Raw genomic sequence first — 26,544 nt, 5'->3', positions numbered from 1 at the left:
GGTTTATTTTAAAAGATCACCTGGATTCGCATCACGATCAGGGACAAATAAAGATAATGTTTTATCTTTTCCCGAGGCAAGTAACATCGCTTCAGAAAGGCCGAATTTCATTTGGCGAGGTTTTAAGTTGGCAACCACTACCACTTTTTTTCCAACCAACTCTTCGGCCGTGTAACTGGCTTTGATCCCAGCAAAAACGTTTTTAATTCCCTTTTCTCCCAAGTTTACTTTCACAAACAGAAGTTTATCGGCCCCTTCCACTGAGTTTGCTTCCAGAATGAGGCCCACCCGAAGTTCTACTTTGGAAAGTTCATCAATCGAAATGTATCCATCTTCCGATACAGTTGCAGAAATTGAATCAGGACCTGATGTTTTTCCCGGTTCTTGTTTAGACTTCTCTGGATTTGCTTTTTCAAAAGCTTCTTTGGTTTCCTGAATCATAAGTGAAATATTTTTTTCCTCAACGCGTTTTGATAACATTTGGTAGGGCCCTAGGACTTTGTTTTCCAAAGTCTCGGTAAGATTTAAAAAAGTTAGATTAGGAACTTGGAAAAGAGATGCCAAAGAACTCACTATGTTTGGCGCCACAGGTGCTAAATATGTAAACAAAATCTTAGCACAGTTGAGCGAGGTTGTCACCACCTCTCTTGCTTTTTCCACATCGGTTTTGATGAGGTTCCAAGGAGCATAATCATTCACGTATTTGTTAACCTTATCACCAAGGCCGGTAATTTCTCGCATCACCTTAGAATAGTTACGCGAATCATAGGACTCTCGAATTTCTGCATCTTTCGAAAGAAGTTCCTCTACAAGAGATTTTCCTTCCGGCGAAAGAACACCTAACTTTCGATCCAGTTTATCAAGGATGGAAGTGGAAACACGAGAAACTAAATTCACCAAGTTTCCAATCAGGTCGGAATTCACTCTGGAGACAAAATCATCAAAAGAAATATCCACATCTTCCATTCCAGAGCCCAATCGACAGGCAAGATAAAATCGGAAATGTTCGATATCCAAGTACTTTGCAAAGGTGGAAGCATTGATAAATGTTCCCCTTGATTTGGACATCTTCTCACCGTTCACAGTTAAAAATCCATGAACATTGAGTTGCGCTGGTGTTTTATATCCAGATCCCATAAGCATCGCTGGCCAAAAAAGCCCATGAAAGTACAGAATGTCCTTTCCGATAAAGTGAACTATCTCTCCCTTTCCCTCTTTCCAAAATTCGTTAAACTTCTTTTCATCTTTAAAAAAGTTTAATGCCGACGCCATATATCCAATGGGTGCATCTAACCAAACATAAAAATATTTGTTTTCTTCTTCAGGAATCGCAAAGCCAAAGTAAGGGCCATCACGACTGATATCCCATTCCTGTAACCCAGAGGTAAACCATTCCTTTAGTTTTTTCTGTGCTCCTTCATTCAAACGACTTCCCTCTTCCATCCAAGTTTGTAATTGGGATTGAAAGTCTTGGAGTTTAAAAAACAAATGTTTGGATTCTTTGAGAACAGGAGTTGTTCCACAAATAGAACAGTACGAATCCTTTAGATCTTTAGGAGAGTAACTGGTTCCGCAAACTTCACAAGAATCACCATATTGGTCTTTGGCACCGCATTTAGGGCAAGTGCCTTTAATGAACCTGTCGGGTAGGAACATTTGATCATGTTCACAATACGACTGTTCAATGTTACGAGCTACAATATGACCATTTTTCTTTAAGGTAAGGTATATCGATTCTGAGTATTTTTTATTTTCTTCAGAATTTGTCGTATAATAGTTATCATACGATACGCCAAAAGAAGATAGATCTTTATAATGTTCCTTTTGTACCTCTTCAATCATGGACTCGGGAGATTTGCCTGCTTTTTTTGCGGCAATCATAATCGGAGTTCCGTGAGTGTCATCGGCACAGAAAAAATAACAATTGTTTCCTACTAACTTTTGGAAACGTACCCAGATATCTGTTTGGACTGCTTCCAAAACATGGCCTAAGTGGATAGAACCGTTGGCATAGGGAAGAGCACTTGTAACTAGTATGTTTTTCGACATAGATTAATTCCAGTTTCCTGATTCGAAGTTCCAATTCAGCCCATTTTTGGGAAAAATCAAGAAAAGAGTAAAAAAATGAAGTTGAACGGAGAATCCGAGGCAATAAAATTCCTGTTTGTTATGGCAAAGAAAATCGTTCAAAATTTGAAACAAGTCAAGGGAAACAAAAACAAACATCCGGAATCGATCCAGTCGACTCTGGATATCGAAAGTGACCTTCACATTGAATATGCCAAAGTCCTTCTTAGTTTGTGGTCGTATGCCTGTAATGCCGATGGTCAATTCAAAAAGAAAGAAGGGGATATCGTAGGGGAACTGGTGAATGTACTGTTTGAACCTGATTGCCTCCTCAGTGGATTTCAGTCCCAGAAAAAACCAGTTTTAGAAATTCTTTCGAAGACTTTTGAAAATCCTCTCCCAATGAAAACCATTACCAAAGTAGTTTTGGATAATGATGAATATGCATTAAATTTTTTTGAAGATGCTGTCTGTATTGTTGCTTCTGATGGTGCTCTCAACCAGGAAGAAATCCTATTTTTGGAAGACCTAGCGTCAGAACTAAAAATCAGCCACATGGATAAAGTCAGAGTCGAAAAGAAATACCTTACTTAAGGTATTTCTTTTCGTTTAATGTCTTTGCTTAGAATAACAGATCCAATGCCTATCGGTGATTGGTTCTAAATTCAATTTTGTATCTAGCCGAACAATCTCTAACATTTCCTTCACTTCTTCAATTCGATAAGCTGCAAGTAAACTATTGTAAAAGTCTTTTTTTAATACTTCAGATTCTTCATTCGCATAACGTTTAATTAGTTGGTGTGCGCTTGCGAAAGAATCCGGTCTCATTAGATCGGAGATAAAGATAAAACTATCTTGATGAATCGATCTTTGTACGGCGGCCCAAAATTCAAAAGGATCGTGTAAATGGTGTAATAAAGAATTTGAAAAGATTAGATCATACGATGATTCAGGAACAAAATCTTGTATGAGTTCTTTTTTAAATTCAATTTTATTGTTTCTTTTTTTGGGAAGCAGTGTACCGATACGCTTCTTACAAAAATTTAACATGAATTCGGAACCATCTAAAAACGTAAAGTTTGCCATCGGAAATTGTGAATACAACCGAGAAGACATATCCCCAGGACCACAACCTAAATCCAAAACGGATTCTGGTGTGAATCTTTGTGGCAGTCTATCTTGGAATTTACGAATCAGAAAGGAATGGGCCGATTCAAAATCAGCACTGGCATAAGACTCTACCTGGGTAGGATCTTCCATAAGTTCTGGTTCTGGGATTCGAACCATGTTGTGAAAGGAAAAGTTTACAGACCGTTTCATTCTCTATTAAGGATAAAATTCTCATGAAGCAAATTTTTCTATCCATTCTTTTCTTTGTCTTTCTGACAAATTGTATGCTTACAGAAGGAATTGGAATTCCAACTTACGGTGCCATCAGGGGCACTGAAGCAAAAAAAAGAATTTCAGAAGCTATATTTGAGGCAGAAACAACAGCTTCGGCATACTGGCTTTCCCAGTCAGGAATGAAGGGCGGGCAAGGTCCCATCTCGCCTCTCCTCATTATCAATGGATTTCTAACCAAAATCCTTTATCCCTATGTGTCTGAGATAAAAGATAACGATTCGTTTATGGAATCTTCTGTTTTGCAATGTGAATCCGATATACGCAGTAAAGGCGCTTTGGTTTTAGGATCCATATATGATAGTTTAACAACTGTTGGTGGAGTAGCTCGAGATGCATTATTACTTCCCGAATTTGCCTCCTGCGATTTAGAAAATACAGGAAAGATCATTACCATCGAACCTATCCGTTTTTAAAATGAGGAATGTTATGAAATCTACTTTTCATCTATTATTGATATCTCTTTTTTCCTTTGTTGTATTTGTCAATTGCAGCAAATCCGTTTCAAAGGATAAGAATGCACAATCTTTACTTTTGGCAGGTATCGCGAGTTCTTGTTTTACCATCGATTCTTGTTTTGATCAGTATGCAAAAACTACTGATGAAGGTGCTAGCTTTCAAGTTTATGACCAGTCAGGTAACAGAATCTATGCGAGACAATCTGTATTAGATTATAATACCTACAGGCCAATCGCTTCTGGATCCAAATGGGTGACTGCCATTACAGCCATGCGAGCCATTGATTGTAACGCGGGGGGTGTCGCAGCTGATTGTGGCACAGTCAATACCAACTCTTGTAATAATGGCGCTGTGGCAGGTGCGATTACTTTATCTCGGACGACTGCGCAGGTTCTCGGTTGGACAGGAACCAAGGGAACCATCACACTCCGCCAGTTATTGTCGTTTACCTCTGGACTCAATGCCGGTGGAGGGAATGGATCGGGTCAAGTAACTTGTATTTCTACATTACCAGTGGGTGCGTCCGGCACACAAAAAGACAGTTGTGTTAATGAAATCCGAGACCAGTCCACGGGAACACCAGGAGCTTTATTTCAATACAATTCAAACCATATGGCAGTCGCACAACGTATGTTAGAAATTTCCTGTGGCAAAACTTGGGATACAATATTTACTCAACTAATTGTGACTCCTCTAGGATGGGATGCAAGCCAAGCAGTTTGGCGAGGCAATTATAGAACTGCAGAGGTCACTGATGGAAGTTTGTCAGGAGCCTTTGGACTTTCTATTTCACCTGAACATTATGCCCGAATGCTCAATGCCCTATTGACCAATGGAACTGCAAAAAATGCAGCAGGCGCCAATATAGCCAATTTTCTTTCTACAACTTCGGTAACAGAAATTTTAGCAGACCAATACCAAGGCGCTAAGATTGGCTATTCTCAATTCTCTGCATTCGGTTACCGATGGCAATATGGTCTAGGCAACTGGAGATTTTGTACCACTACGGATATTCCCGCAGAATGTGATCGCGATCTTATCTCTCATAGTATTGGAATCAACGGATTCTATCCTTGGCTGGATAAAAATCGAAATTATATGGCGATCCTTGCTGTAAATAATATAGGAAGAAAAAATGGATTGAGTTTGTTACCAGCTTCATCAACCTCATTATTCTTTGCAGAGACAGTGAGACCTCTCATTCATTTACAAATAGGCAGGTAACCCATGACAAAAAAACAAATCCTTACACTGACCTTGGTAGGAGTTTCCATTCTATCGAGTCTATCTTCACTCATTGCCCAAACTCCTGAATGGTCGGAGTCCAAACGAAAAAAAGGAATCCAAGTTTTGACTCGTCCTTTTGCCGGATCCAACCTGGATGAATTTTTGGGACGAACGGAAGTTGATGCTTCCATTTCTCAAATCGTTGCCCTATTAACTGACCCTGCTTCCTGTAAAAATCTTTACCACCAATGTAAGGAACTAACTGTTCTTTCTGGTACGGAGAAAAAGTCGATCGTGTATCTCAGAAATGGTGCCCCATGGCCAGTAAATGATCGTGATTTGATTATGGATCGAGGTTTTGAACAAAATGAAAAAACATTGGCGACCGTTATGAAAATTAAACGTTTAGATTCTAATGCTCGTCCTGTTCCTTCTGGTGTCACTCGCATGGAAAACTTTGAAGGTGTTTGGAGAATCATTCCTCTAACAAATGGAAAACTAAAAATTGAATACCAAGCACATTTTGAACCAGGTGGATCAGTGCCACAATCCGTAATCAACTTAGTTTTAACAGATACTCCTTATGAATCACTTCTCAACATACATAAGTTAGTGGAAGAAGGAAAACACAAAGACACAAAATTTGATTGGATCAAAGAACCAACGGGAACAAACCCAAAATAGTTTTTTTTATTAAATCGAGGATTTGGTTCTACAGTGCAATGTTTATAGGTTGTGCTGTGGAATCAGAAAGAAGTGCGAAACCCATAACTCACAAAATTGGATCCACAATTGGGATCGGGTGGGCAATATAGTCCAAAAATACCGGACCTGTGATGGACCCGCAAAAACAGTTCTGTTTTTCTTTCAAAGGGCAAATAAGAACTAATCTCCACCATCATATAGTTAAGAAGAGCTCGCGATTCTATAGCATCTTTTTGTAATCCATCTAAATAGTATCCTTTGGCCTTGTTTTCTAACTTTGGATTTTCAGAGGCAAGTGACAATCCTTCCCCTAACGACAAACTAATGGGGGAACCATACATTCTGTCAATTTTCACAATGTAAAAACCGTTTAATTCCCAGTGGTTCATTTCACCAAAATGTTTGGTCACATTCCCTTCCCATAAAAAATCAAACCATCGAATCCGATAATCGAGAGGCCTTGAAATTCCCAAACTGCCTATATAAGATTCTTTATAATCCGTTTTCTGGCGAAACACTATGGGAATCAGGTCAGTCGTTGTGAAAATTCCTCCATACATAACTAGATTCCAATTTTCTTTTGGGATTGAAATCGAGTTTAAATCCTTTATAGGAATGAACGTTGAAAACAAATAAACAGAAATAACAACAACGGACTTACGGAAAAATAGATGAGTAAACTTTAGATTTTGAATCAAATGGAATTGTCCCTTTGTTATGGTTGAAACCAATCCTGATTTCTCTTTTCCCATTCCTTCAATTGCGAATGGATGGTGTCATAATTTTGTAAGAACAACCGCCTTAAAAATATTTCATATTCTTTGCAGTTTTCGGACTGTGTTTGCTCTAAAGACTCTCGTAGTTTACTTGGTTTTTCTTGGGTACAAAATTTTTGTAAACTGGATGGATAACGATTCGAATTAAAAGCCGGTGCCACAATCGTAGAACCGGTTCCAATATAAAATGGCATTGGTGCCCAAATGGTTTCGTAAGTAGATAAAAATGAAATTCTATGGAGATTGGATTCTCCGGATGTCCAGACAAGTTCCGCTTCTGTTTCCATCGTACCATAATACAGCATGGTCAAGGCAAGAAGACTCATACCGACGCTATAGAATGGTCTTTGGCTTTCTTTTCGAATGACTAATGTTAGATTGTCTATATTTGATAATTCGAATCCACGATCCCATCTAGGTAGTTCATTTGGGTCCACCGGTTTTTCTTTTTTTGGTTTCGGAGCATGGTCGGGATTTGGTTCAGGAAGTGGGACCGTTGTTAGGTCTGTCACGTTCGCATTTTCATTCAAAAGGAGGGCCGGTGGTACAGGAAAAACTTCATTAAATACTTTTGCCAATACGGGATCAGAGGTTGTCCATCGAATGGAGATCATTTTCCCTTTGGATAGTTTTGCTTCCGAACTTAACTCGGGCATGGGAGTTTTGCAAGAGAGTTGAAAACTTAAAACACTCAATAGAGGGAAATAGAAAAATAATATTCGATTTAAATTCACTGAATCTTCAGACTCCAATTAGAAAATAATTCCTATTCCGATATAGTTGGCCATACAAAGTCAAACTGAAAGATAACATTTAACAAACATAAGTTTTTTTCCTGCCCATTAGCATTAGACATTCGAATCTTTTTTTTATGTTATTACGTATCAATTCTTTGTCCAAATTTCAATAAATTGCCATCCAAATCCACAACATAAAACTCACTCATCCCCCAAGGTTTATCCATCAAATGAGCATTTTTATAAACAATTCCTTTCTTGTTGTAGTCTGAATACAAAAGATCAATGGAATCTACATGGTAATATACGCTGGAATTCTGAGGAATAGAGGGATCATCGCATAACCATAGTTCAGTAAAACAATAGCTCACTAAAAAGGCATAAAAAAAGCCCGAGGATTCGGGCCTTTTTCAGTTTAATCCTTTGCCGTCAGGTCGAACCCTTCCAGCAAAGACAAGATTTAGTTTCTCAATTAGGAAGCGAGTGCTTGGTCAAGAAGGTCCTTCGCAACAACGCGAAGTGCCATCACTTCTTCTGCACCTTCAAAAATAGAGAATACACGAGCATCCACAAAGTAACGTGATACTGGATACTCTTCTGCGTAACCCATACCACCGTGAATTTGCATAGCTTCTCTAGTTACCCACTCAGCAATTTTGGATGCATACAATTTCACAAGTGTTGCTTCCATTTGACCTTTGTGGTTATCGAGTAGAGTTGCTACATAGTTTGTGTATTGGCGAGTTGCTTGCACAATCATAGCCATCTTCGCGATTTTGAACTTAGTTAAAGTATAATCGTAAATTGGTTTTGAGAATACTTTGCGTTCTTGGGAATAACGAAGTGCTGCTTCTAAAGCCGCTTGCATCACACCATTGGCACGAGCAGCGGTTTGGATACGTCCACCAGCAAATCCTTCCATTTGGAAATAGAAACCTTTGCCGCGTCCAGCATCCCCACCAAGAAGGTTTTCTTTTGGAACAAAATAATCTTCGAAAGATACTTCGTAGGAGTGCATTCCTCGGTAACCAATGGTTCCAATTGCTTTTCCTTGGATGGTTCCGCCTCCGTCTTGTTTGTAGCTGAATTCATGTCCGTCAAACGAAGGTTTTTCGGCAAGAATGATAGAAAGACCTCTATGTTTGAGACTTGGATCAGCTTCTGTTCTGCAAAGGATAAGAAGAAGGTTCGCATAACCTGCGAATGTACACCAGGTTTTGACACCATTGATGACAAATCCTCCATCCACTTCTTTTGCCGTAACGGATACACCAGCTACGTCAGAACCATAGTTAGGTTCTGTTACCATAATTCCGGCAAATTTTTCACCAGAGGCAAGTAGTGGTAACCATTTGTTTTTTTGTTCTTCGGTTCCTCCTTTGAGGAGAGCCTTGGACATAATTTCTGGTCTTGTGATAAGAGATCCTGCAGCACCGAGTGATCCACGAGAAAGTTCTTCCGTTACCACTAACATGGAAATGTTATCCGGGCGATCGTCTGGTTGGATTCCACCGAACTGTTCTGGAATACAAAGACCGAAACAACCCATGTCTTTTAGTCCATTGATGATTTCTTGTGGGATGAGGTCGTCATGTCTATGAACGTGTTCTGCATGAGGAACCACTACGTTTTCAGCGAAGTCTTTGAAGATTCCGCGGAAGTTTTCATGGTCTTCAGAAAGACCGTAGGCACCGAAGTGTCCAAGATCAACGATCTTGTCTACAATGGCTTCGTAGTTTTCCATTTTGGAAGCTGCTTCCACATAAACATTGATTTCATCGGAAAAAAGTTTGGAGAATAGTTCTTTGTAAGTCAGTTCGTACTCAGCAGGACGAGCTGCAAGTTCCGAACGAATACTAGAAACAGTTTCAGCCGCAAAAGTTAGGGCCATTTTCTGTTCCATTTCGCCCGTTCCCTTGGAAGCATCCCAAGCATAAACGATAAAGTTCTCAGCAACACGTTGTTGAGCTGTCATCCAAGCCAATTGGTAAAACACATGTTGTGTTTTGTCCATTTTGCTTACGGAAACTTTGCCGTTGTCGGAATTTTTCAGAGCGAGTCGTTTGGTTACATCATTGAGGAGGGCGGCTTGAGCACTAAGAGCCTTCTCCGCCTGGGATTTTTCGAGTTTCACTGCCGTTGCGGTCATGTGTTTAACGTTCCTGCGGGTGGTTTTCTTCCACTATACGGAAGGAAAGTACCCTGTCATTTTCATTTTTAGACTAGGTTTTGGGTCAGGGAGACCGAAACTGGGCAAAAGTACGGAACTTGGAAAGAAATTATTGAAAGTCATCGGAATTGATCCTGGATCCCACCGAGTTGGATATGCCATTTTGTCCTTTCCTGAAGGCCAACGCCGCAATCCAACGCTCTTAACTTACGGGACGATTGAAGTTGCTCCCAAAACCCCTTCGCCAGATAATTTGCTCCAAATCCGTTCCGAACTGATGGACATCCTGACGGAATTCCAACCAGAAGTAGCTGCCGTTGAAGAATTGTTTTTTGTTCAAAATACCACCACAGGAATGAAGGTCGCCGAATCTCGAGGGGTCATTCTTCTTTCTCTAGGGGAAAAACAAATTCCTGCAGTTTCTTTAACAGCAACCCAAATCAAAAAAGGAATCTCCACAAGAGGAAACGCTACCAAAAAAGAAGTTCGGGCAGCGATCCAAATGATTTTAGGATTTAAAGATCTCAAAGGCCACGATGATTCTTGGGATGCCATCGCTTGTGCCTTTGTGGGCCGGTCTTTAGTTTGAACCACTCCTGGCCTGGTTCATAGACATAAAGATTTCATCCTTTTTCTCTCGACTGGCATTTGCTGAGATAGTTGAAAAACCTGTGGTGATTTCCAGATCTCCATTTTGCAATCCACTGATCACACTGTCCGCATATTCATCTAAATTCAATCCTGCCGTATGTGTGTTAGGGATTCCTAAATCCGTATCTACCATAGGAGGAGAAACCTCTATGATTTTGATTGGTTCATTGCGAAATTGAAACCGTAGTGTCAATGTGAAAGAATGTAATGCGGCCTTAGTGGCACTATAGACTGGAGCATAAGCCAAAGGAATATGGGACAATCCAGAAGTCGTATTTAAAATCGCAGCATTCTTTTTTGCAAACAGGTGTTTAGCGAATAACATAGAAAGGTGGATGGGAGCTCCCAAGTTGATATCGATTTCCTTTCCCAAATCCGACCAAGGTTCCACTTCATTTAGTTTGGGATATCGTTGGATTCCCGCATTATTGAATAAGACATTGATCTCTGGATAATCTTTTGTTGTCGCAAAGAACAACCGTTCTCTTTCTTCGGGACGAGAGACATCACAAAGATAAGTTCCCCAATCAGGATGAGTTTTTTTGATCTCTTCTATCTTCTTTGCACTTGTTCCGCAAACTAATATGCGGTTGCCAAGGCCTGAAAGTCTTTCGGCCAAAGCCAGTCCAATCCCACTCGTTCCGCCCGTAATCAATATTGTGTTTCCATTCAATTGCATCTTGTTACCGTTCCCTTACTTACATTTACAATATTATGTAAGTTACAAAATGTCAAGTCCGTAAGTTTCAAAACTAACGTTTTTTTCATTTTGTAATTTAGAATTGACCGGGAAGATGGAAATCCAAGAATTTCCCTATGCCTCGGACTGGTCTCACACCCTCAGAAATTCAGGATAAAGCGGTGGAAATTGCCATCGACCAAATGCGGGCGAAGGGATTTGAGAAGGTTCGCTTGGTGGATGTGGCCAAAGAAATGGGAATTAGCCACGCGGCCCTCTACTCCCATTTCCAGGATAAAACCGCATTACTAGACGCTGTCTCCGAAAGGTGGCTTGTGAATCTGGACCAAAAACAAGATTTATTGGTTTCGGAAAAAAGAGATCCTTTACAAAAGATCCTCACTTGGTTTCAAAATTTACACCGAATGAAGTTGGAGAAAGTGAAACTGGATCCTGAATTGTACAAGGCATTTGATATGGCCGCCGAACAATCCAAACCATTCATCCAAACTCATTTGTCCAACATGCGCAACCAAATGTCGAAGTTGGTTACGGAAGCCATGGAACAAAAAAAGTTAAAAAAGAAAGATGTAAACATGGTCACAGAAATTCTGATTTCTGCAGGAACAGCTTTCACTCATCCAAAACTTGTGGCACAACACTGCGAAGAGAATCGGGAACCTTTGTTAGTTCAAACAATAGAAGCGGTGTTGAAGGGATTGGTTTGATATGATTGGTTTTTCCTACTTGTTTTCTCCTGCTAAAAATCTCGCAGTATTTACATTTCGAATCGTCATAGACTTATATAATTTATGACTAATGATCTTGGCTAGTTGGCTTTTGTTTACATCTTCCTTTTTAATATTCCAGAAGATAGCTCCTTTAAAATAACGAACATCGACAAAATCTTTTTTGAAAGGGAGTTCCTCGATGGTTTTTTTGGAATCTATATCGGGAAACAAATACGCAACATCAGTCCTTTGGGTTGGATCATTTTGCCAGTCTTTCGGTATGGCATCTGCAATTTTTTTCATTTCCTTTTCTGTCTTAACGAGAGTAGGAATTTCAAAATCGAAATTTTTTTCCAGGCCAGCTGTTATTTTCAACAACACTGTTTTTGGATCATTCGCTGATTCAAAAATTACATTCCCTGAATTGATATAAGTGGAAACATTACTAAACCCTAATGACTCAAAAAGAATCTTTAGTTTTTTCATCTCCACTTTTCTGTTTCCTCCCACATTGATTCCTCTAAATAAGGCGATGTATTTCATGGTGAGTTAAGTCCTTAATTTGTTATCAATCCAATGGCATCTTTCAACACCATCGGATCCATAATTTCAAAAAGGTCGTTTTCCTAAGGCCTTGGGCAAACCAAAAGAAAATCTTCAAACACTTGGGAGATCAAAAGTTTGTTTTTGAAAACAAGTCCTGTACTTCCGGCAGAAATTTCCGCCCCTTCATTGGCATACACTTCCGTAACTTCTTTGTTTTCCGGATTGATTTTAAAAACGCGAGTCGGTGCTAAATTGGTTTTATTCATCACATGACGAATGAATTTATAAGTAGAATCGTGGGCCGCAAGCCAAAGGATTCCATTCTCATCTTCTAAAATATTATCGGGTCCTGCACCAATGGCAATGGATTCCAAATACTTTAAGTTGATCTTTCCTGCAGTACGATCCACTTGATACACTCGGATGGCTTTTTCTGCAAACACAGAGCGATACAATAATTCTGCGTTTCCTTTTTTACGAATGTAGATTCCATTCCCAAGCATTACGGGAACGTCCAATGCCTGAAATGTTTTTCCATCATAATAAGCGATGTCAGCACGAGCACTGCGAATGATCATGTCCCAATACTTGCGGAAGGCGTTGCTTGTTCCATTATCATTGGAAGCAAAAATTTCACCCGCTTCATTCATAAAGATATCGTTGGGACTTGTGAGAGTGGGATCACTCAAAGTTTTTGTATGTGTCCATTTACCAGCTTTGGAGCGTTCAAAGATTTCAATCGTATGTGGATTTTCATCTACTAATGTATGAGAGATGACTGCTAAAGTATCCACACCTTTCACTTTCGCATAACTAATTCCATGCGGCCTGAAGTTTTCAGGATAATTGGTTTCTATTTTTTTGGCTTCTAATTTCTGATTGGTATCTTGAAGCGAAACTTCAAACAAAGCTCCAATATCTTTCAGTCCATTTCGACGTTCATGGGAAGAAACGATGACCGTAGAAATGTCTCGGATAAGATCTAAATCTTCGGGGCCGGGAGTTCCAGAAATTCGTTCACAGCCAGCGATCGGCTTTTCCTGGATTTGACCACCGCAATCCAAAATCAGGAAAACGAGGATGGAAATGGAAAGGAGAGTCCATAAGGTTTTTACGCGCATCCGACCATTTTGGTTCAGGATTTCAGATTCCTCCAGAAAATTCTTTCTAGACATTATTGTGCACTGCAAAATAATGGAACCATAAGGAGTAACATCCGATGAGCAATGTGGAAAACAAGCTTCAAGATATCGTAAATGCTGGAATTGGCGCCGTAAAGACTTCCAAAGAAGTTTGGGAGAAACTCGTCGTAGACTTGAACGAGAAAAAAAGCAAATTCGAAACCAACTTTCAAAAGTTAAAAGAACAAGGTGAAAGTGACACTAGTGACAATGCTTTAAAAGTAAAAATGGGTATTGCTTGGGGAATCGTTCGTTTTGACGAACTCAAAGATAACGTAGTTAAGTATTTGGACAAAGTCAAAGAAGGGAACGAAAGCAAATCTTCTTAAGTTTTATTTTGTAAATCATCATCCTGAATTTTCTTCCGGCAGGTTTGTTCGCAGGCCTGCTGGGTTTTTTAGGAATTGAACTTCGGAGTGACCGGATTTGAACCGGCGACCCCTTGCCCCCCAGACAAGTGCGCTACCGCTGCGCTACACCCCGTGTTCTGAAATCCAAAAACCTTACGATCCAAAACGGGTCAAGTCTTACTAATAAGAAATCAAATACCTAAATTGTCTAGTGAAATCGCCCAAATAATTTGGCCATGCGCAAATTTTTCTCGAGCTACATTGATGGCTATGGTGGAACCTGGTTGGAAAATTAAATTTTCGGCTACGGTTGCATTTCCGAGGAGTCTTGCTGCAAAGTAAGTAATGTCTGGATTATGACCAACTAACAATACTGTATCGGAATTGGTAAAATTCACCAAACAAGAGATGATATCGGAACAACCTTTTCCAGCAGCCAGATCATCGGATGCCAACATTTCCCCATTGTATTTCAATTCATCAGAAAGAATTTCGGCAGTGTGTTTAGTTCTAAGATAAGGACTATAATAGACTTGTTTTACGGATAATGCAGAATTTTTAATAAACCTTCCGATTTTATGAATATCACTGATACCTTTGTCTGTTAGTTCCCGCTGGGTATCGGAAATGGTAGGAGTTGCATTTTCAGCCTCACCGTGACGAACCAAAATGATCTTCATAGAATCTCCTAATCCCAAGATTGAAACCACGGACTTACGGAGAAACAAAAAATTAAGGAATTTCTTGCGAAAATGAATGATAGAGACATTCTAAGGAATATGACAGACAAACCCTACCGCAAAAACGTAGGCATGGTGGTTTTTAATTCTTTAGGAAAAGTAATCGTAGGGGAACGAGTACAATTCCCAGGTTCGTGGCAGTTCCCTCAAGGTGGCATTGATGAAGACGAAGATTATTTGGATGCCGCTAAACGAGAATTATATGAAGAACTTGGGATCAAAAAAGCAACTTATATAACGGAATATCCCGATTGGATTCCCTACGACTTTCCCAATTCTCTTGGTCTCAATTCACACTTACAAAAATTTCGTGGTCAATTACAAAGATGGATCCTTTTCCATTGGGACGGGACTTTGGAAGAATGTGATTTGGTCCATCATGAACAAGAGTTTTTGACCATTCAATTTATGGAAATTGAAGATACCATCCAATCGGTGGTTGAGTTCAAACGATCCGTCTATGAGAAGTTTGTTCCTCTTTTTAAATCGGCCATTCAAAATTACATTGCAGAGAAATCAAAATCCAAGTAGGTTCTAGAAAGGAGACATTCATTGGGAAAATCAGAAGAAGCAAGAGCGAGAATTGTAATAAGGGGAATTGTACAAGGGGTCGGATTTCGTTATTACATCCTCCAAAAAGCCCAGGAAATGAGACTCAAAGGTTATACTCAAAACTTACCCAATGGAGAAGTAGAAGCCGTTATGGAGGGTGACAAACTTTTTATCGAAGATTTGTACAGAGCCATGCAACGAGGCCCTACCAAAGCAAAGGTGAAAGATCATGTCATTGAATGGAGTGATCCCAAAAACCAATTCAGAACATTTTTAATTAAAAAATAACATGAAAAAACGAAGACTTGGCAAAACAGGAATGGTGGTATCCGAAATTTGTATGGGTACCATGACTTTTGGATCATCGTGTAACGAAGATGAGGCATTTAGAATTTTGGATCGTGCTTATGATGCAGGAATCGATTTTTATGATACGGCAGAAATATACCCTGTTCCTCCCCAAAAATCTTGGGTCCACAGAACTGAAGAAATTTTTGGCAAATGGTTAAAAACAAAACCTCGGGATGGAATCATCATAGCAACCAAGGTTGCAGGACCCGGTCATGGTTGGTTTAGTCCCCCACTTCGTGAAGGAAAAACGGCTCTAGATAAATATCATATCCGTCGTGCGATCGAAGGCTCCTTACAAAGATTAGGTGTAGAGACCATAGATTTATACCAAACTCATTGGCCAGATCATGATGTAGCTTACGATGAAACCATGGAAGCCCTCAGTGAGCTAAAGGACGAAGGGAAAATTCGTTATGCTGGTTGTTCCAATGAAACATCTTTTGGGCTCATGAAAAGTCTTTGGACTTCAGAGAAACACAACCTCATTCGTTATGATTCCATTCAAAATAATTTTTCGATTCTAAATCGTCGTTTTGAAGATGAGTTAGCACAAGTTTGTCGAAAGGAAGGAATTTCCTTACTTCCCTATTCTCCTCTTGCTGGAGGAGTACTCACTGGAAAATACAATGGATCTGTTCCACCAGAAGGTTCTCGATTTGTTCGTTATATGGCTGAAGGGGAAAGACAAAAACGAATGGCCTATCGTTTCTTAAATGAAAACACATTGGCATCCACCGTAGAGCTTATGGCAATTGCCGAAAAATATGGATTGAGTTCCACAGTTCTTTCCGTTGCTTGGAGTAAACAACATGATTATGTTGCTTCTACCATCATTGGAGCCAATACTGTGGCCCAACTAGAAGAATCATTAAAAGCAACGGATGTTATTTTATCAGAAGAAATTCTAACAGAAATCAATCTTGTTTCCAAAAAGATTCAATATCCGATGGGTTAAGGTAATTAAAAACCAATGAGTTCCAATCCACATGACAATCATTTAGAAAAAAAGCCTGAAGGTAATTCGGTTCCTTTGGAGAAAAAAATATCGAAGTTCGAAAAGTTTACTTCTGGAGTTTTTCGAAAGTTTTTAATATTATTTTTAATCACTTACCTTTTTCCTGAATGTTCTAGTTTTGGTCCCAAAAATGCTCAAAGTAGTCTGATTATTGTTCACATGACAATCGTTAAAAATGAAATGATTTTGGATGAATTGATTGATCCAAGGTTTCAAAAGGTAACTCTAAAAAAAGGGGAAAAAAACTTTGAATACAATGAAAGTTCCGAACACTACTACTACTTCCAGAATTTAAAAGAAGGCCAGTATGAAATTCATGATGCAGTCCATCTATTAAACCGCGGTGCTTCTGACTTTGCATTTGGAAGTACAAAACAACCGAATAAAATCGATATCGACTTTGATCGAAAAGATATTGAAAAATCACGAGTGGATCTACAACCAGGAACTGTTGTTTTTTTAGGGAGTTTTCATGTAACCGTTGATTTTAAATTCCAAGAAGAACCAAAAATTACCATTCGTCATAGTAAATCCAATGAAGAAGAGCTAGCAGCAATGGATCATTTATATAAAAATTTTCCAAGAACAGGCTGGGGACAAAAAGCAAAAAATCGAATCAAACTTCTATCGTCTTTTGCTCAATAAAAATTCAATTGGTTTGTTCTCATTTCACTGGAAACAAACCAATTGACTTCGATTCAATTTACAATTCGTTATTTTATAATCTCTAAACTAAAGTCACTAAATCTGGATCTTGTAAATGAGGAGTATTATTCCAACTAACAGGCTCCCAGTGATCGTTCTCTCTACGAAAGATACTAAGAGAAGAATTGGTGATTGATTTCATAAACACAGGAAATTCGACCGGTGACATTTTGCAAGAAAGGCCCATCATGATGGCAATGGGTGTGCTGGACGAAACCACAAGAGTGCTCTTTACGTTTCCAGGAATTTCCTTTGGGCCAGAAGAAACTTTATCTACATATTCTTTAAAAGTATATGGTTCCACAGGATCCCAAACTCCATGAACCCAATCATCTAAAACAATTTGAATGAGTTCTTGGAAGTAGTCCCTTGTTTCCTCTTTTCCTTCTTCCCAAGCCTTCTTATAAGATTCATATAAATTAGCAAAACCAACATTCGCATGACGAATCTTAGCTGCAAGACCAAGCCACATTTTTGAATCAAATTCGTCCCAAGCGGAATTTTCTATAGGTTCGGGGATACAAAAGCGATCGTTAGTAAAACTTTCGATGATCCCTTGCGCCGTTTGTTTTTGCCTTTTGAGTGTACCAGTATACACAGAATCAAATTCGATTCTTTGGTTTTTGAAATAGTCACCAAGTAGTTTAGCTTGTTTCCAACCATGTTCCGTTAGCTGGTCGTAATTTTTTCCGAGTCTGTCTGCCTGCCCATGACGCACCAAATACAATAAAGACATTTAGGTTTGGAACCTCGGATTGGAAATGCTCAATGTTTCCTTTAGTTGATTTTTGGCGAAATTCCAAACCTTTCCTCCTGGTTTTAAATCTTCACCTATATTTTTTTCCGTTTGATCACGAATATCTTTGGCAAGGTTTTTATTCCAATCAAATAGAACGTTGTATTTTTCTTTACGACTTAAATTAGAGAACTGGTCCCGATTGTAATCTTCTTCCAATTTAGAGATTTTTAGATTTAAGTTCAAGATACGATTCCAATCAGAGTCTAATTCAGACGATTCTGTTTCTCTTGCAATCACACCTAACATATTCCAAGATACTAATGTTTTATAGGACAATAGATCATCACCTTCCAGTTTAGGAAGAAGGTCTTTCATTAAAAAATCCTGTATGGAGGAAATAAGTTCCTTTGTTTCTGGTCTATACTGCATGTTCTAATTCCTCAATGAGTCGCATTGCTTCCCATTCCATTTCTGCTGTGCGCCGACCAATGGCTGCAAGTTCAATCCCTTTGTCTTTACCAGATAAATGTCTTTCCGTTTGTTGTGCACTCCCGATGGCCCAGCGAACATTACCCATAATCTCCCAAAATGTTACCTTAAACGGATCAACTGGGATGCCGGATGTCTTTTGGTAGGCTTCGTAAAAATCTTTGCGATCTCCAAAACCACCGACTTCTTTGTTTAGGCGACCGAACCTCCAATCACGCATACACAACCAAGCGATGTCTTCATGGCGATCCCCAAAGTGGGCGAATTCATAATCTAAAATCCCTTGGAGTCCCTCGGCATTCATCATAAAATTTCCAGTTCGGAAATCTCCGTGAACCAGAACAATATCATCAACGGAAGGTGTATGGGTTTCTAACCAAAACAAACAAAGTTCGATGGCAGGGTGTGCTTCAGGAAGTTCATCTAACGATTGTCTTAGATCAGATATGGCAACTGAGATATAATTTTCTACTGTGACAAATTTTAGTTTTTGCTTTAACTCTTCATCTAAAACCAAATTTGGTTTTACAGTGTGGAGTTTGGCGAGGTTCTCAGCCAAATCAGAAACCATATTAGTTTTACGATACGAATCCAATTCCTTGTCTTTGGTGATGTAACGGCCGGTTGCTTTGCCACCAATCTTTTCCATTAAAAAAAAGGGAGCACCAATCACCTCAGGAGTTTCTTCGAGGAAAACAGGCGTCGGAGTTTTGACACCAGCTTTGTAAACAAGCTCGGCAACTTTAAACTCATCTCGTTTGGAAAGAGAAGAAAGTAAACTTCCTCCTTTGTCCGTACGCAAAACTAACGATCGTTTACCGGTTTTAGTTGCCAAGTCCAAAGCATAGTTGTCTTGGCAAGCACCTCCACTCAAATGATGGATTTGCGAGACCTTTACATTCTCCTTCCAAACGGCTGATAAATGGAGTTCTACTTTTACCTGTAATTCATTAATTTCCATGAATCCTTAAAAGTCCCATTTTTCTGATATATAGTTTCGACCAATTACCATTTTATGAACCTCAGATGGCCCATCAGCGATCCTTGCAGCCCTTGCATCGCGGTAAAATAACTCAAGTGGTAGGTCACGTGAATATCCTTTTCCTCCGCAGATTTGAATCGCCATATCGATGGTATTACACAAAGATTCACTGACTTTCCACTTTGCCATAGAGGTTTCCTGGCGTGCATCTTTTCCAGTTTTTAATAACCAAGCAGCTTTCAATGTGAGAAGGAAAGCCATTTCAATTTCAGTAGCTCTTTCGGCAAACATCCATTGGATTCCTTGGTGGTCCGCAATACGAGAGCCAAAAACTTGTCTTTCTTTCGCATAACTTCGCGCAATCGATAATGCTCGCCTTGCCATTCCTGTCCAACGCATACAATGAGTCAATCGAGCTGGACCAAGCCTTTCCTGAGAAAGCCGAAATCCTTCTCCAATACGACCGAGGATCATATCTTCTGGAACTTCTACATTTTCAAAATTGAGTTCGCAGTGTCCGCCGGGACCATGGGAGCCCATGAGGTCGATTTCTCGAACCATGGTATAACCTTTGGCATCTGTTGGTACGAGAAACATGGTAGTTTTTCGAAAACTTCCATTTACCTTTGCCATCACGATCAGATACTTAGCACCATTGGCTCCAGTGCAATACCATTTGCGACCGTTGATAATGTATTTATCCCCTTGTTTTTCCGCATTGGTTTGTAAGGTTGTCGGATCGGAACCAGCACCAGGGGCAGGTTCTGTCATAGCAAAACCAGTTCTCAAATCCCCTTTGACTAACGGATGTAAAATGAGTTCTTTTTGTTTTTCCGTTGCTGCAAGAGAAAGCAAATGCATGTTTCCTTCATCTGGAGCATCACAATTAAATATATAGGGAGCAATAGGTGAACGACCCAGTTCACTAAATACTATGCAAGTTCCGACTAAATCTAAACCCAGTCCACCTTCTGATTTAGGAAGGTGTGGAGTCCAAAAACCGGAGGCTTTTACTTTAGCGCGCGCTTGTTGGTTGATATCTTCTGGCATTCGACCTTTTTCATAATCGTAATGTTTTTCCAGAGGAATGATTTCATTTGTGATGAAGTCTTGGATGTTTTTGCGAAGTGTTTCCACTTCTTGGGGAATTTCAAAGTCCATTGATTCCCAGAATTACAAGAATCAATATGAAACGTAAATCTTTTTTTAATGAGATCGAAAAATAGGTCTTTCACGTTTTGAATTTCTTCTAATTTCAAAATGCAAATGTGGACCGGTCGCTCTACCTGTTTGTCCTACTTCTCCAATTTTTTGTCCCTTTTTTACTTTCTGACCTATGTTTGCATCAAAATCAAAAAGATGTCCGTAGCGAGTTTCATATCCTAAACTATGTTTTATAATGATTAGATTTCCATAACCACCTTGTTTACCTTTAAAAATAACTTCACCATCCATAGAGGCGAAAACGTCTGATCCTTGTTCGGCGGCCAAATCAATCCCACCATGAAAGGTATCCTTTTTCGTGAATGGATCTAATCGTTTACCGAAACCAGATGAGATTCTAGCTTCAGTCAATGGGAATTGAAATCCAAATCCGTAGAAAAATGATTTTTCAGATTTTCCCATAGATATTCCAGGTAAAAACCATTTTTCTCGTTCTGAATCATATTGTAATTTATTTGGATCGATATTATATTTATCAACTAACATTTGCTTGGTTTTTTCATCGCCTGATGTTTCTTCCGGATGAAAGGTTCCACGCATATTGGGAATTTCTAAAATCATACCTGGTGATAAATCATGAGGAGAGCTTAGCTCATTGACAGAGGAAAGAGTCTCCAAGTCCATTCCCGTCCGAGCCATAATTTTAAAGAAATTATCCTCTTTGCGAACTTTATATTGGTAGTATTTGAGGGGGATGAGTTCTTCTCTTCTTGCTCCCGATTTAGAGATTCGTAAGTTTTCTTTGATTTCAGAACGAAGATTCTTGAGAGAGGGATTGGAATATTCCAAATTCGCCAAACTAATAGGACCGGAAATGAGTGACGAGAATCCGCTGCTGCAGCATAGAAACAGGGTCCATTTCAGAAAATCGACGGTTTTAGACATAATCTTCTAATTTGAATATCGGCCATTTCCCAAAAAAACGATGACGATTCTTGCCGAAATTGAGGAACTGTAAGGCAGATGCAGAATCGTTTTTTTGAGATCTTTCGGCTCACCGCCTATTCGTTGGGTCTCGTTTATGTATGTTCCTTTTTCTATTCCGTTATATTTTTAGCGTTTGTTAACAATTCGGTGCTTGGTGATCGAATTCCCGAAGACCAGTTACTCCCCCTCTATGAAGAATATTGGGAAGGTAAAATGGACTTTGCCACCATGCTGACTGAATACGAAAAAATTGTAACACCTATCAAAGAACAATTCCAGAAAGAAATAACTGAGAATCCAAGTTTACTGTTGTCTCAGTTTTATGATAAGGTGTTTTCAGAAAAACCTCATTATCTATTGGGACATTCGATTCCGTGGTTCTTATGTTATGTGGGATTAGGATATCTACTTTATAAAAAAGTATTACAAATTCCTGTCACTAACCTTCAAGATGAACTATCTATCCCTATTTTACTGCGCGGGATAGCCAACGGATTTATCTGTTTCATTGTTGTAGTTCTCTTCGGTTTATTGTTAGAAAAATTATCCGTTCCAGTTGAATCGGGAGTTTTTGCGAAAAAACTTTATGAAGCTCTGCATGGAAATGGATATTTACTGGCCTGGGGAATTTATGTTGTCGGAATCATTACGGGAATCCTCGAAGAAATCTTTTTTAGAGGTTTTTTACTAAAAGCATTTATTGATAAAAATCTTGCCCATGAAGGTTTATTCATCGTTTCCTTACTTTTTGGTTGGCTCCATTATGGTGAAGGAACATCCATCGCCATTCCATTCATCATTTGCGGTGTAGGGATGTTCTTTGGATATATCTATATTAAAACTGGAAATATTTGGATAGCTATGGCCTGCCATGCAACATACAATTCGTTAGGTTTAATCAATGCATACCTTCAACTTCCTGGAGTCCAATCATGAAATCGGCTAAAGGGTTCCATTCATTTTTATTTTATATTTGTTTTGTTGTCTTACTTTCAACGAGTATGGCAGGTTCGCTCTTTGCTGGTGAGACAGTGGAAATTTTGGGTGGCCCAGAAGACGTTAATCTTCGTTTGGTGGCACTTCTAAACAAACTAGATCCTGATTTTTATGCAGATGATAAAACGCAAGGGTTTGTTTACAGATATAAAAACCGTTGGAAAAACCCCTATGACTTTAATATCTACGTGGGAAAAGTAGGAAAAACGTCACCCGATTCCATCATTCGTGTTGAGTCTCCAAGGAGAGGCCAAGAAAGAATGTGGAAACAAATCATGGAACAGGAATTTCTTCAAAAACCTCCCCATGAATCAGCAGTTCCATTATCAGAAAAGTACCATGTTTTGTCTCAAGGTTTGAATTTAATTTCTCCAATGGCTTCTGTTGGTTACAACTCCTGGAATTCTCCTCTATTTACTGGTCGAGACACATTTGTCAGTATGAGTATTTATCTATTATTTGATTTGATTTTGGCAGGTGGCGCATATATGTATGCCCAAGAAAACCTACCGAAAAAGAATTTATGGGACAATTTGGCCAACGTGAAAGGCCCCGGGAATGTTTGGGAATCACCAAATGCAGTCGGCGTATTTGCTGCGTTAGCTGTTTCTCGCGCTGTTCGTGCCTTTGATGCTTGGGAAGATACATCAGCGCATAACAAAACGGCACAATTTGGTTGGTCGTTTAAGTTCTAGCCCCATCACGACCAGTGAAATTTAGAATTTTGTTATGATTTGAAGAGATCCCTTGCGGCATCTGAGGCACTGGATCTTTCAAAATCTTCTCTCTCAATTAAGGTTAAATCCAAACCTTCTTTATCGATTCGGCTTAGAATCTTGGCAATATCTGCCACCTTACTCAATTTAGTTGCTAAATATTTGAAAGTGACTCCGCAATCGGGACATTTTTTATCCTTTAGATAGTTAAGTCCTAGTTTTTTACAATTTCCACAAGTTCCATAAAGATCATCGATATAGAGTAGTTGTTTTTTTACATCCTCCACATTGAGTTGTCGCCAAACTCTAACAAATTTAGTATTCTTTCCGGATGTATCTGAAGTCATAGGCAATAGGAAGTATCGTTTATGAATCTTGTCAAGAAGCAATCCTCTGCGGTTTTAATCCTGTTGATTTGCCTTTCCGGTTTTTTAGCTGTTGCCATCGGAGCTTTCGGTGCCCATGGACTAAAAAAAATTGTGAGCCCTGAACTCATGGTAATTTTTGAAACGGGAAACCGATATCATTTTTATCACACACTGTCAGCATTAGCAGCATTTCTATTATTACAACAATCGCTAGTTCTAGAATCTCCAAACAAAAGCAAAACATATTTAAAAGTAGCAACTTGGATGTTCCTTTTAGGAATTCTAATTTTTTCTTTTAGTTTGTATGCCCTAGCCATTACGGGAATTCGAATTCTTGGAGCCATCACTCCCATAGGCGGAGTGAGTTTTTTAATTGGCTGGATTAGTTTGGGTGTTGGGTCCTTTTATCTCTTTGTTCCAAAGAAATAATGCCCTTGTTTACTAATTAAATTTCTGGAAATTAATCCGTCGGCGATGAGTAACAACCCTTCGGCGGCGGCTTTTTTAGCCTCTTCCGGGCTATCTTTTTGTAATGCCATTAGTTCATGTACATACTTTCTCTTTTGTACATCCAAAACTCCGAGCATAGAACCTGCAATTTTTTCATCCATTTGCATAAACGCCAAAGCAAGTGTTTGAGGAGGTGTTTCAATACATAAATAGTACAATGCAAGATTATCAAAGTATGATAATTGGCTTAGTTTTTCAAGTGCGGGCTCTGATCCTGACATATATTTCCTTTAAAATTTAATCATCTAAAAACAGTTATTTAGATACTTCTTTGATTTTTCCATTCAAATAGGAAATCAAATGTTTGGCATTGGGGGATTCACCCGTAGTTTGTTTCATCAAAGTATCTACATCATAAATTTTGCCTTTCGAATGGATATTTTTTCGTAACCAACCCAAAAGGTCAGAGAAATCACCATTCGCAGAAAACTTGTTATGCGAATCAGGAAACTCTTCTGTAAATTTTTTAAAAAATTGTGAACTAAAAATATTTCCGAGAGTATAAGTCGGGAAATAACCAAACGCTCCCATCGACCAATGGATGTCTTGTAATACACCTTCTGAATCATTATCAATTTTGAGGCCAAAACTTTCCTTCATCTTTGTATTCCAAATCTCTGGTAAATCCTTTACTTGAATTTTTCCATTGATGAGATCTCTTTCAATTTCAAATCGTAGAATGATATGAAGGTTGTAAGTGACTTGGTCAGCTTCGACTCTCACTTTTGTTTTTTCTGTACTATTGATGTATTGGTAAAGTTCTTGGAAGGGAAGTTCTTTCTCTGTTAATCCGAAATCAGAAAGTAAAATGGGATAAACAAACTCCCAGAATGGTAAGGAACGCCCTACTTGGTTTTCCCACAATCGACTTTGGGATTCATGGATTCCTAAACTTAAAAATTCCGTAATGGGTGTTGGCCAATCGGGCATTGCCGAAAGTCCAGATTCATATAGAGAGTGACCGGTTTCGTGTAACACACCAAAGATGGAAGAGAGTGGATCGGCTTCAGAGTATCTCGTTGTGATTCGTTTGTCTCCCTGTCCCAAACTTGTAGAAAATGGATGATTGCTTGTATCCAATCTAGATTCTTTTGTTGTGAGTCCCAGGAGCGCAGGCAATCGATTACAAAATTTGGTTTGTTTCTCTACAGAAATAGGCCTTGGAAACGGATTTTTGAATTTAGGGGCGGTGGCAACAATGGGAACCAAAGATTCTTTCAAATCAGAAAACAAAATTTGAATTTGGTTTGCTTTAGCACCTTTTTCATAACTATCGAGTAATGCATCATAAGGCTCTGTCGTATAACCAAAGTAATTTGCTTGTTTTTTAGAGAGTTGGACAAGTTCTTCTAAACGTTTGGCAAAGGATTGGAAGTTTTTTGCTTTTTTTGCTTCTGCCCATTCTGCGTGAGCCAGGTTCGTTACCTTAGCAAATTCCGAAACAAATTCAGAAGGTAATTTGTCTGCTTTCTCTTTTTCTTCCATAAGGACTTCCAATTCGCGATTCCATAGAGATCGTTCTGATTCGGGAAGCTCGCTTATGGATTGTTTTGCCGATTGGATTTGGTTTAAGAAAGATTTGTCTGTCATCCAGTCGTGGGTGAGTTCTGCTACGGCCGCAATCTGCGCCGATCGGTATTCACGACCCTCTTCTGGCATCATTACTTCAGAATCCCAATGGAGGACGGAGGCAACGTCTTGGAAAAGTTTAATTTTACGATATTGTTTTCGGTAATTTTCGAGTGCTTGGGGCAGAGCCATAGTCTCATTTTCTCCCTACCACACTTTCTGGAACCAAAAATCATTGACCCGTTACCCCCAGCCAAAACTATGTATTTACTGTCGCGGGTGTGGTGTAACGGTAGCACAGCAGCCTTCCAAGCTTCTGGCGAGGGTTCGAGCCCCTTCGCCCGCATGACAATCTTTTCAAAAACCAATCAACATTCAAGATCCAGTTGGCTCGAACAGTGGTGCGACCTGAAATAGGAGTGACCCATAGGGAACGACTATTTCAGAAAGAAAGCCACGATGGCTTTCGACGAGCAACGCCGTGCCTCGGAGCGTTGTGAGGACAGGATGTCCGAACAGAGGAGAGGGCGAGCCCCTTCGCCCGCAAAAGACAGACTCCAAACTTTTCCCAAAATCCAATTTTAATCTAAGAATCAATCCGAAGGGTGCGAGCTGGACCAGGAGTGACCCATAGGGAACGACTGTTACAGCAAACAGCCACAATGGCTTTCGACTTAGCAACACCGTGCCTCGGAGCACCGAAAGGACAGGATGTCCGAACAGAGGAGAGGGCTAGTCCCTTCGCCCGTGCGGTACAGAATTGGATATTCGTATCCCCGCCCGATTTGAGGGTGGGGAACTAGACCCGCCTCCCAATGGTTTCTAAATACCACAATCTTCCCGATCAGAATATTCCTTTTCGAAATCTTAAAAAATTTAGTTCCAAAAAGTTCATATTTCTCTTAGTTCTCGGTTGAATCAGCTTCTGTTTGGATGGAGATCCTCTTTGCGCCACCGATCGTAGTGGAAATCCTTTCCCGA

The 26,544-nt window shown here is 39.5% G+C and carries 32 protein-coding genes and 2 tRNA genes; 15 read left to right on the top strand and 19 right to left on the bottom strand.

Going from position 1 to position 26,544, the window contains the following annotated elements; all coding sequences use genetic code 11:
* Positions 1 to 3: 3 nt before the first annotated feature.
* On the bottom strand, positions 4 to 2,049 hold the full coding sequence (gene metG, locus LEP1GSC195_RS15105; protein WP_015682566.1) for a methionine--tRNA ligase: 2,046 nt from the start codon (positions 2,047 to 2,049) through the stop codon (positions 4 to 6).
* A 120-nt stretch (positions 2,050 to 2,169) separates the two neighbouring features.
* Here metG and LEP1GSC195_RS15100 point away from each other — a divergent pair, with 120 nt between their 5' ends.
* A complete protein-coding gene (locus tag LEP1GSC195_RS15100; protein ID WP_408605942.1) occupies positions 2,170 to 2,661 on the top strand; it encodes a TerB family tellurite resistance protein in 492 nt (163 codons plus the stop codon).
* A gap of 15 nt (positions 2,662 to 2,676) precedes the next feature.
* Here LEP1GSC195_RS15100 and LEP1GSC195_RS15095 read toward each other — a convergent pair whose 3' ends face one another.
* On the bottom strand, positions 2,677 to 3,387 hold the full coding sequence (locus LEP1GSC195_RS15095) for a class I SAM-dependent methyltransferase (RefSeq protein ID WP_015681999.1): 711 nt from the start codon (positions 3,385 to 3,387) through the stop codon (positions 2,677 to 2,679).
* Positions 3,388 to 3,410: 23 nt separating this feature from the next.
* On the opposite strand from LEP1GSC195_RS15095, the gene LEP1GSC195_RS15090 reads away from it, so the two are divergent.
* The 3 genes from LEP1GSC195_RS15090 to LEP1GSC195_RS15080 are packed head-to-tail and all read left to right on the top strand — an operon-like array spanning position 3,411 to position 5,838.
* Positions 3,411 to 3,884 (top strand): TIGR04452 family lipoprotein, encoded by a 474-nt coding sequence (locus LEP1GSC195_RS15090; RefSeq protein WP_015681012.1) that lies wholly within the window; start codon positions 3,411 to 3,413, stop codon positions 3,882 to 3,884.
* 13 nt (positions 3,885 to 3,897) lie between these two features.
* Positions 3,898 to 5,151, top strand: coding sequence for a serine hydrolase domain-containing protein (locus LEP1GSC195_RS15085; protein WP_015680766.1), 1,254 nt, complete (start codon positions 3,898 to 3,900; stop codon positions 5,149 to 5,151).
* A 3-nt stretch (positions 5,152 to 5,154) separates the two neighbouring features.
* Positions 5,155 to 5,838 carry an START domain-containing protein gene (locus LEP1GSC195_RS15080; protein WP_015681263.1) on the top strand — a complete coding sequence of 228 codons (684 nt, stop codon included), beginning with the start codon at positions 5,155 to 5,157 and terminating at the stop codon, positions 5,836 to 5,838.
* A gap of 62 nt (positions 5,839 to 5,900) precedes the next feature.
* Here LEP1GSC195_RS15080 and LEP1GSC195_RS15075 read toward each other — a convergent pair whose 3' ends face one another.
* The 4 genes from LEP1GSC195_RS15075 to LEP1GSC195_RS15060 form a co-directional block, all read right to left on the bottom strand.
* Positions 5,901 to 6,611, bottom strand: coding sequence for a hypothetical protein (locus LEP1GSC195_RS15075; RefSeq protein ID WP_015681677.1), 711 nt, complete (start codon positions 6,609 to 6,611; stop codon positions 5,901 to 5,903).
* The gene (locus LEP1GSC195_RS15070) at positions 6,575 to 7,369 is read right to left on the bottom strand and encodes a hypothetical protein (RefSeq protein WP_156827657.1); all 795 of its coding nucleotides are present in this window, start codon (positions 7,367 to 7,369) and stop codon (positions 6,575 to 6,577) included. The genes LEP1GSC195_RS15075 and LEP1GSC195_RS15070 overlap by 37 nt, the downstream gene beginning before the upstream one ends.
* Positions 7,370 to 7,512: 143 nt before the next feature.
* Positions 7,513 to 7,743 carry a VOC family protein gene (locus tag LEP1GSC195_RS15065; RefSeq protein WP_232227808.1) on the bottom strand — a complete coding sequence of 77 codons (231 nt, stop codon included), beginning with the start codon at positions 7,741 to 7,743 and terminating at the stop codon, positions 7,513 to 7,515.
* 101 nt (positions 7,744 to 7,844) lie between these two features.
* The gene (locus LEP1GSC195_RS15060) at positions 7,845 to 9,521 is read right to left on the bottom strand and encodes an acyl-CoA dehydrogenase family protein (RefSeq protein ID WP_015682189.1); all 1,677 of its coding nucleotides are present in this window, start codon (positions 9,519 to 9,521) and stop codon (positions 7,845 to 7,847) included.
* Positions 9,522 to 9,654: 133 nt separating this feature from the next.
* On the opposite strand from LEP1GSC195_RS15060, the gene LEP1GSC195_RS15055 reads away from it, so the two are divergent.
* On the top strand, positions 9,655 to 10,131 hold the full coding sequence (locus tag LEP1GSC195_RS15055; protein ID WP_015681384.1) for a crossover junction endodeoxyribonuclease RuvC: 477 nt from the start codon (positions 9,655 to 9,657) through the stop codon (positions 10,129 to 10,131).
* Here the strand turns inward: LEP1GSC195_RS15055 and LEP1GSC195_RS15050 are convergent.
* Complete coding sequence (locus LEP1GSC195_RS15050; RefSeq protein WP_015681929.1) at positions 10,123 to 10,872, bottom strand: SDR family oxidoreductase; 750 nt, start codon at positions 10,870 to 10,872, stop codon at positions 10,123 to 10,125. The genes LEP1GSC195_RS15055 and LEP1GSC195_RS15050 overlap by 9 nt on opposite strands.
* A gap of 137 nt (positions 10,873 to 11,009) precedes the next feature.
* On the opposite strand from LEP1GSC195_RS15050, the gene LEP1GSC195_RS15045 reads away from it, so the two are divergent.
* Entirely contained in the window at positions 11,010 to 11,600 is a 591-nt protein-coding gene (locus LEP1GSC195_RS15045; protein ID WP_015680891.1) for a TetR/AcrR family transcriptional regulator, read from the top strand.
* Positions 11,601 to 11,615: 15 nt separating this feature from the next.
* Here the strand turns inward: LEP1GSC195_RS15045 and LEP1GSC195_RS15040 are convergent, their stop codons facing one another.
* Complete coding sequence (locus LEP1GSC195_RS15040) at positions 11,616 to 12,146, bottom strand: DUF1697 domain-containing protein (protein ID WP_015681073.1); 531 nt, start codon at positions 12,144 to 12,146, stop codon at positions 11,616 to 11,618.
* Between the two features lie 83 nt (positions 12,147 to 12,229).
* Entirely contained in the window at positions 12,230 to 13,324 is a 1,095-nt protein-coding gene (locus LEP1GSC195_RS15035) for a hypothetical protein (protein WP_015681903.1), read from the bottom strand.
* A 44-nt stretch (positions 13,325 to 13,368) separates the two neighbouring features.
* On the opposite strand from LEP1GSC195_RS15035, the gene LEP1GSC195_RS15030 reads away from it, so the two are divergent.
* On the top strand, positions 13,369 to 13,659 hold the full coding sequence (locus LEP1GSC195_RS15030) for an LIMLP_16025 family protein (protein WP_002976077.1): 291 nt from the start codon (positions 13,369 to 13,371) through the stop codon (positions 13,657 to 13,659).
* Between the two features lie 82 nt (positions 13,660 to 13,741).
* On the opposite strand, the gene LEP1GSC195_RS15025 is transcribed toward LEP1GSC195_RS15030, so the two are convergent.
* Positions 13,742 to 13,813 (bottom strand) — tRNA-Pro (locus tag LEP1GSC195_RS15025).
* A 58-nt stretch (positions 13,814 to 13,871) separates the two neighbouring features.
* The gene (gene sixA, locus LEP1GSC195_RS15020; protein WP_015680695.1) at positions 13,872 to 14,360 is read right to left on the bottom strand and encodes a phosphohistidine phosphatase SixA; all 489 of its coding nucleotides are present in this window, start codon (positions 14,358 to 14,360) and stop codon (positions 13,872 to 13,874) included.
* A gap of 72 nt (positions 14,361 to 14,432) precedes the next feature.
* Between sixA and LEP1GSC195_RS15015 the strand changes: the two genes are divergently transcribed.
* From LEP1GSC195_RS15015 to LEP1GSC195_RS15000, 4 genes are read left to right on the top strand one after another with little or no spacing between them, the layout of a single operon-like run.
* On the top strand, positions 14,433 to 14,951 hold the full coding sequence (locus LEP1GSC195_RS15015) for an RNA pyrophosphohydrolase (protein ID WP_015680774.1): 519 nt from the start codon (positions 14,433 to 14,435) through the stop codon (positions 14,949 to 14,951).
* 21 nt (positions 14,952 to 14,972) lie between these two features.
* Positions 14,973 to 15,260, top strand: coding sequence for an acylphosphatase (locus LEP1GSC195_RS15010; RefSeq protein WP_015681694.1), 288 nt, complete (start codon positions 14,973 to 14,975; stop codon positions 15,258 to 15,260).
* Position 15,261: 1 nt separating this feature from the next.
* A complete protein-coding gene (locus LEP1GSC195_RS15005) occupies positions 15,262 to 16,278 on the top strand; it encodes an aldo/keto reductase (protein WP_015682363.1) in 1,017 nt (338 codons plus the stop codon).
* Between the two features lie 15 nt (positions 16,279 to 16,293).
* The gene (locus LEP1GSC195_RS15000) at positions 16,294 to 16,983 is read left to right on the top strand and encodes a hypothetical protein (RefSeq protein WP_015682266.1); all 690 of its coding nucleotides are present in this window, start codon (positions 16,294 to 16,296) and stop codon (positions 16,981 to 16,983) included.
* Between the two features lie 82 nt (positions 16,984 to 17,065).
* On the opposite strand, the gene LEP1GSC195_RS14995 is transcribed toward LEP1GSC195_RS15000, so the two are convergent.
* From LEP1GSC195_RS14995 to LEP1GSC195_RS14975, 5 genes are read right to left on the bottom strand one after another with little or no spacing between them, the layout of a single operon-like run.
* The gene (locus LEP1GSC195_RS14995; RefSeq protein WP_015680671.1) at positions 17,066 to 17,779 is read right to left on the bottom strand and encodes a histidine phosphatase family protein; all 714 of its coding nucleotides are present in this window, start codon (positions 17,777 to 17,779) and stop codon (positions 17,066 to 17,068) included.
* On the bottom strand, positions 17,780 to 18,211 hold the full coding sequence (locus tag LEP1GSC195_RS14990) for a hypothetical protein (protein WP_015681549.1): 432 nt from the start codon (positions 18,209 to 18,211) through the stop codon (positions 17,780 to 17,782).
* Complete coding sequence (locus LEP1GSC195_RS14985; protein WP_015682488.1) at positions 18,201 to 19,232, bottom strand: phosphotransferase family protein; 1,032 nt, start codon at positions 19,230 to 19,232, stop codon at positions 18,201 to 18,203. The genes LEP1GSC195_RS14990 and LEP1GSC195_RS14985 overlap by 11 nt, the downstream gene beginning before the upstream one ends.
* Before the next feature lie 6 nt (positions 19,233 to 19,238).
* On the bottom strand, positions 19,239 to 20,414 hold the full coding sequence (locus LEP1GSC195_RS14980) for an acyl-CoA dehydrogenase family protein (RefSeq protein WP_015680800.1): 1,176 nt from the start codon (positions 20,412 to 20,414) through the stop codon (positions 19,239 to 19,241).
* A 45-nt stretch (positions 20,415 to 20,459) separates the two neighbouring features.
* Complete coding sequence (locus tag LEP1GSC195_RS14975; RefSeq protein WP_040506811.1) at positions 20,460 to 21,362, bottom strand: LysM peptidoglycan-binding domain-containing M23 family metallopeptidase; 903 nt, start codon at positions 21,360 to 21,362, stop codon at positions 20,460 to 20,462.
* A gap of 78 nt (positions 21,363 to 21,440) precedes the next feature.
* On the opposite strand from LEP1GSC195_RS14975, the gene LEP1GSC195_RS14970 reads away from it, so the two are divergent.
* Complete coding sequence (locus LEP1GSC195_RS14970; protein ID WP_015681785.1) at positions 21,441 to 22,340, top strand: CPBP family intramembrane glutamic endopeptidase; 900 nt, start codon at positions 21,441 to 21,443, stop codon at positions 22,338 to 22,340.
* A complete protein-coding gene (locus LEP1GSC195_RS14965) occupies positions 22,337 to 23,095 on the top strand; it encodes a hypothetical protein (protein WP_015682161.1) in 759 nt (252 codons plus the stop codon). Before LEP1GSC195_RS14970 ends, LEP1GSC195_RS14965 begins: the two co-directional genes overlap by 4 nt.
* A gap of 32 nt (positions 23,096 to 23,127) precedes the next feature.
* Here LEP1GSC195_RS14965 and LEP1GSC195_RS14960 read toward each other — a convergent pair whose 3' ends face one another.
* The gene (locus tag LEP1GSC195_RS14960) at positions 23,128 to 23,463 is read right to left on the bottom strand and encodes a hypothetical protein (protein ID WP_015682807.1); all 336 of its coding nucleotides are present in this window, start codon (positions 23,461 to 23,463) and stop codon (positions 23,128 to 23,130) included.
* 21 nt (positions 23,464 to 23,484) lie between these two features.
* On the opposite strand from LEP1GSC195_RS14960, the gene LEP1GSC195_RS14955 reads away from it, so the two are divergent.
* The gene (locus LEP1GSC195_RS14955) at positions 23,485 to 23,913 is read left to right on the top strand and encodes a DUF423 domain-containing protein (RefSeq protein WP_015681186.1); all 429 of its coding nucleotides are present in this window, start codon (positions 23,485 to 23,487) and stop codon (positions 23,911 to 23,913) included.
* Here LEP1GSC195_RS14955 and LEP1GSC195_RS14950 read toward each other — a convergent pair.
* Entirely contained in the window at positions 23,889 to 24,215 is a 327-nt protein-coding gene (locus LEP1GSC195_RS14950; RefSeq protein ID WP_015682270.1) for a hypothetical protein, read from the bottom strand. The genes LEP1GSC195_RS14955 and LEP1GSC195_RS14950 overlap by 25 nt on opposite strands.
* A 34-nt stretch (positions 24,216 to 24,249) precedes the next feature.
* The gene (locus LEP1GSC195_RS14945; protein WP_015681717.1) at positions 24,250 to 25,755 is read right to left on the bottom strand and encodes a carboxypeptidase M32; all 1,506 of its coding nucleotides are present in this window, start codon (positions 25,753 to 25,755) and stop codon (positions 24,250 to 24,252) included.
* Between the two features lie 83 nt (positions 25,756 to 25,838).
* Between LEP1GSC195_RS14945 and LEP1GSC195_RS14940 the strand changes: the two genes are divergently transcribed.
* Positions 25,839 to 25,909: transfer RNA gene (locus LEP1GSC195_RS14940), tRNA-Gly, on the top strand.
* Positions 25,910 to 26,544 lie beyond the last annotated feature (635 nt).

The sequence above is a fragment of the Leptospira wolbachii serovar Codice str. CDC genome (genome assembly GCF_000332515.2).
Classification (GTDB): domain Bacteria; phylum Spirochaetota; class Leptospiria; order Leptospirales; family Leptospiraceae; genus Leptospira_A; species Leptospira_A wolbachii.
The sequence above is the reverse complement of the archived record's forward strand: the minus strand, read 5'-3'. Positions and strand labels throughout refer to the sequence as shown.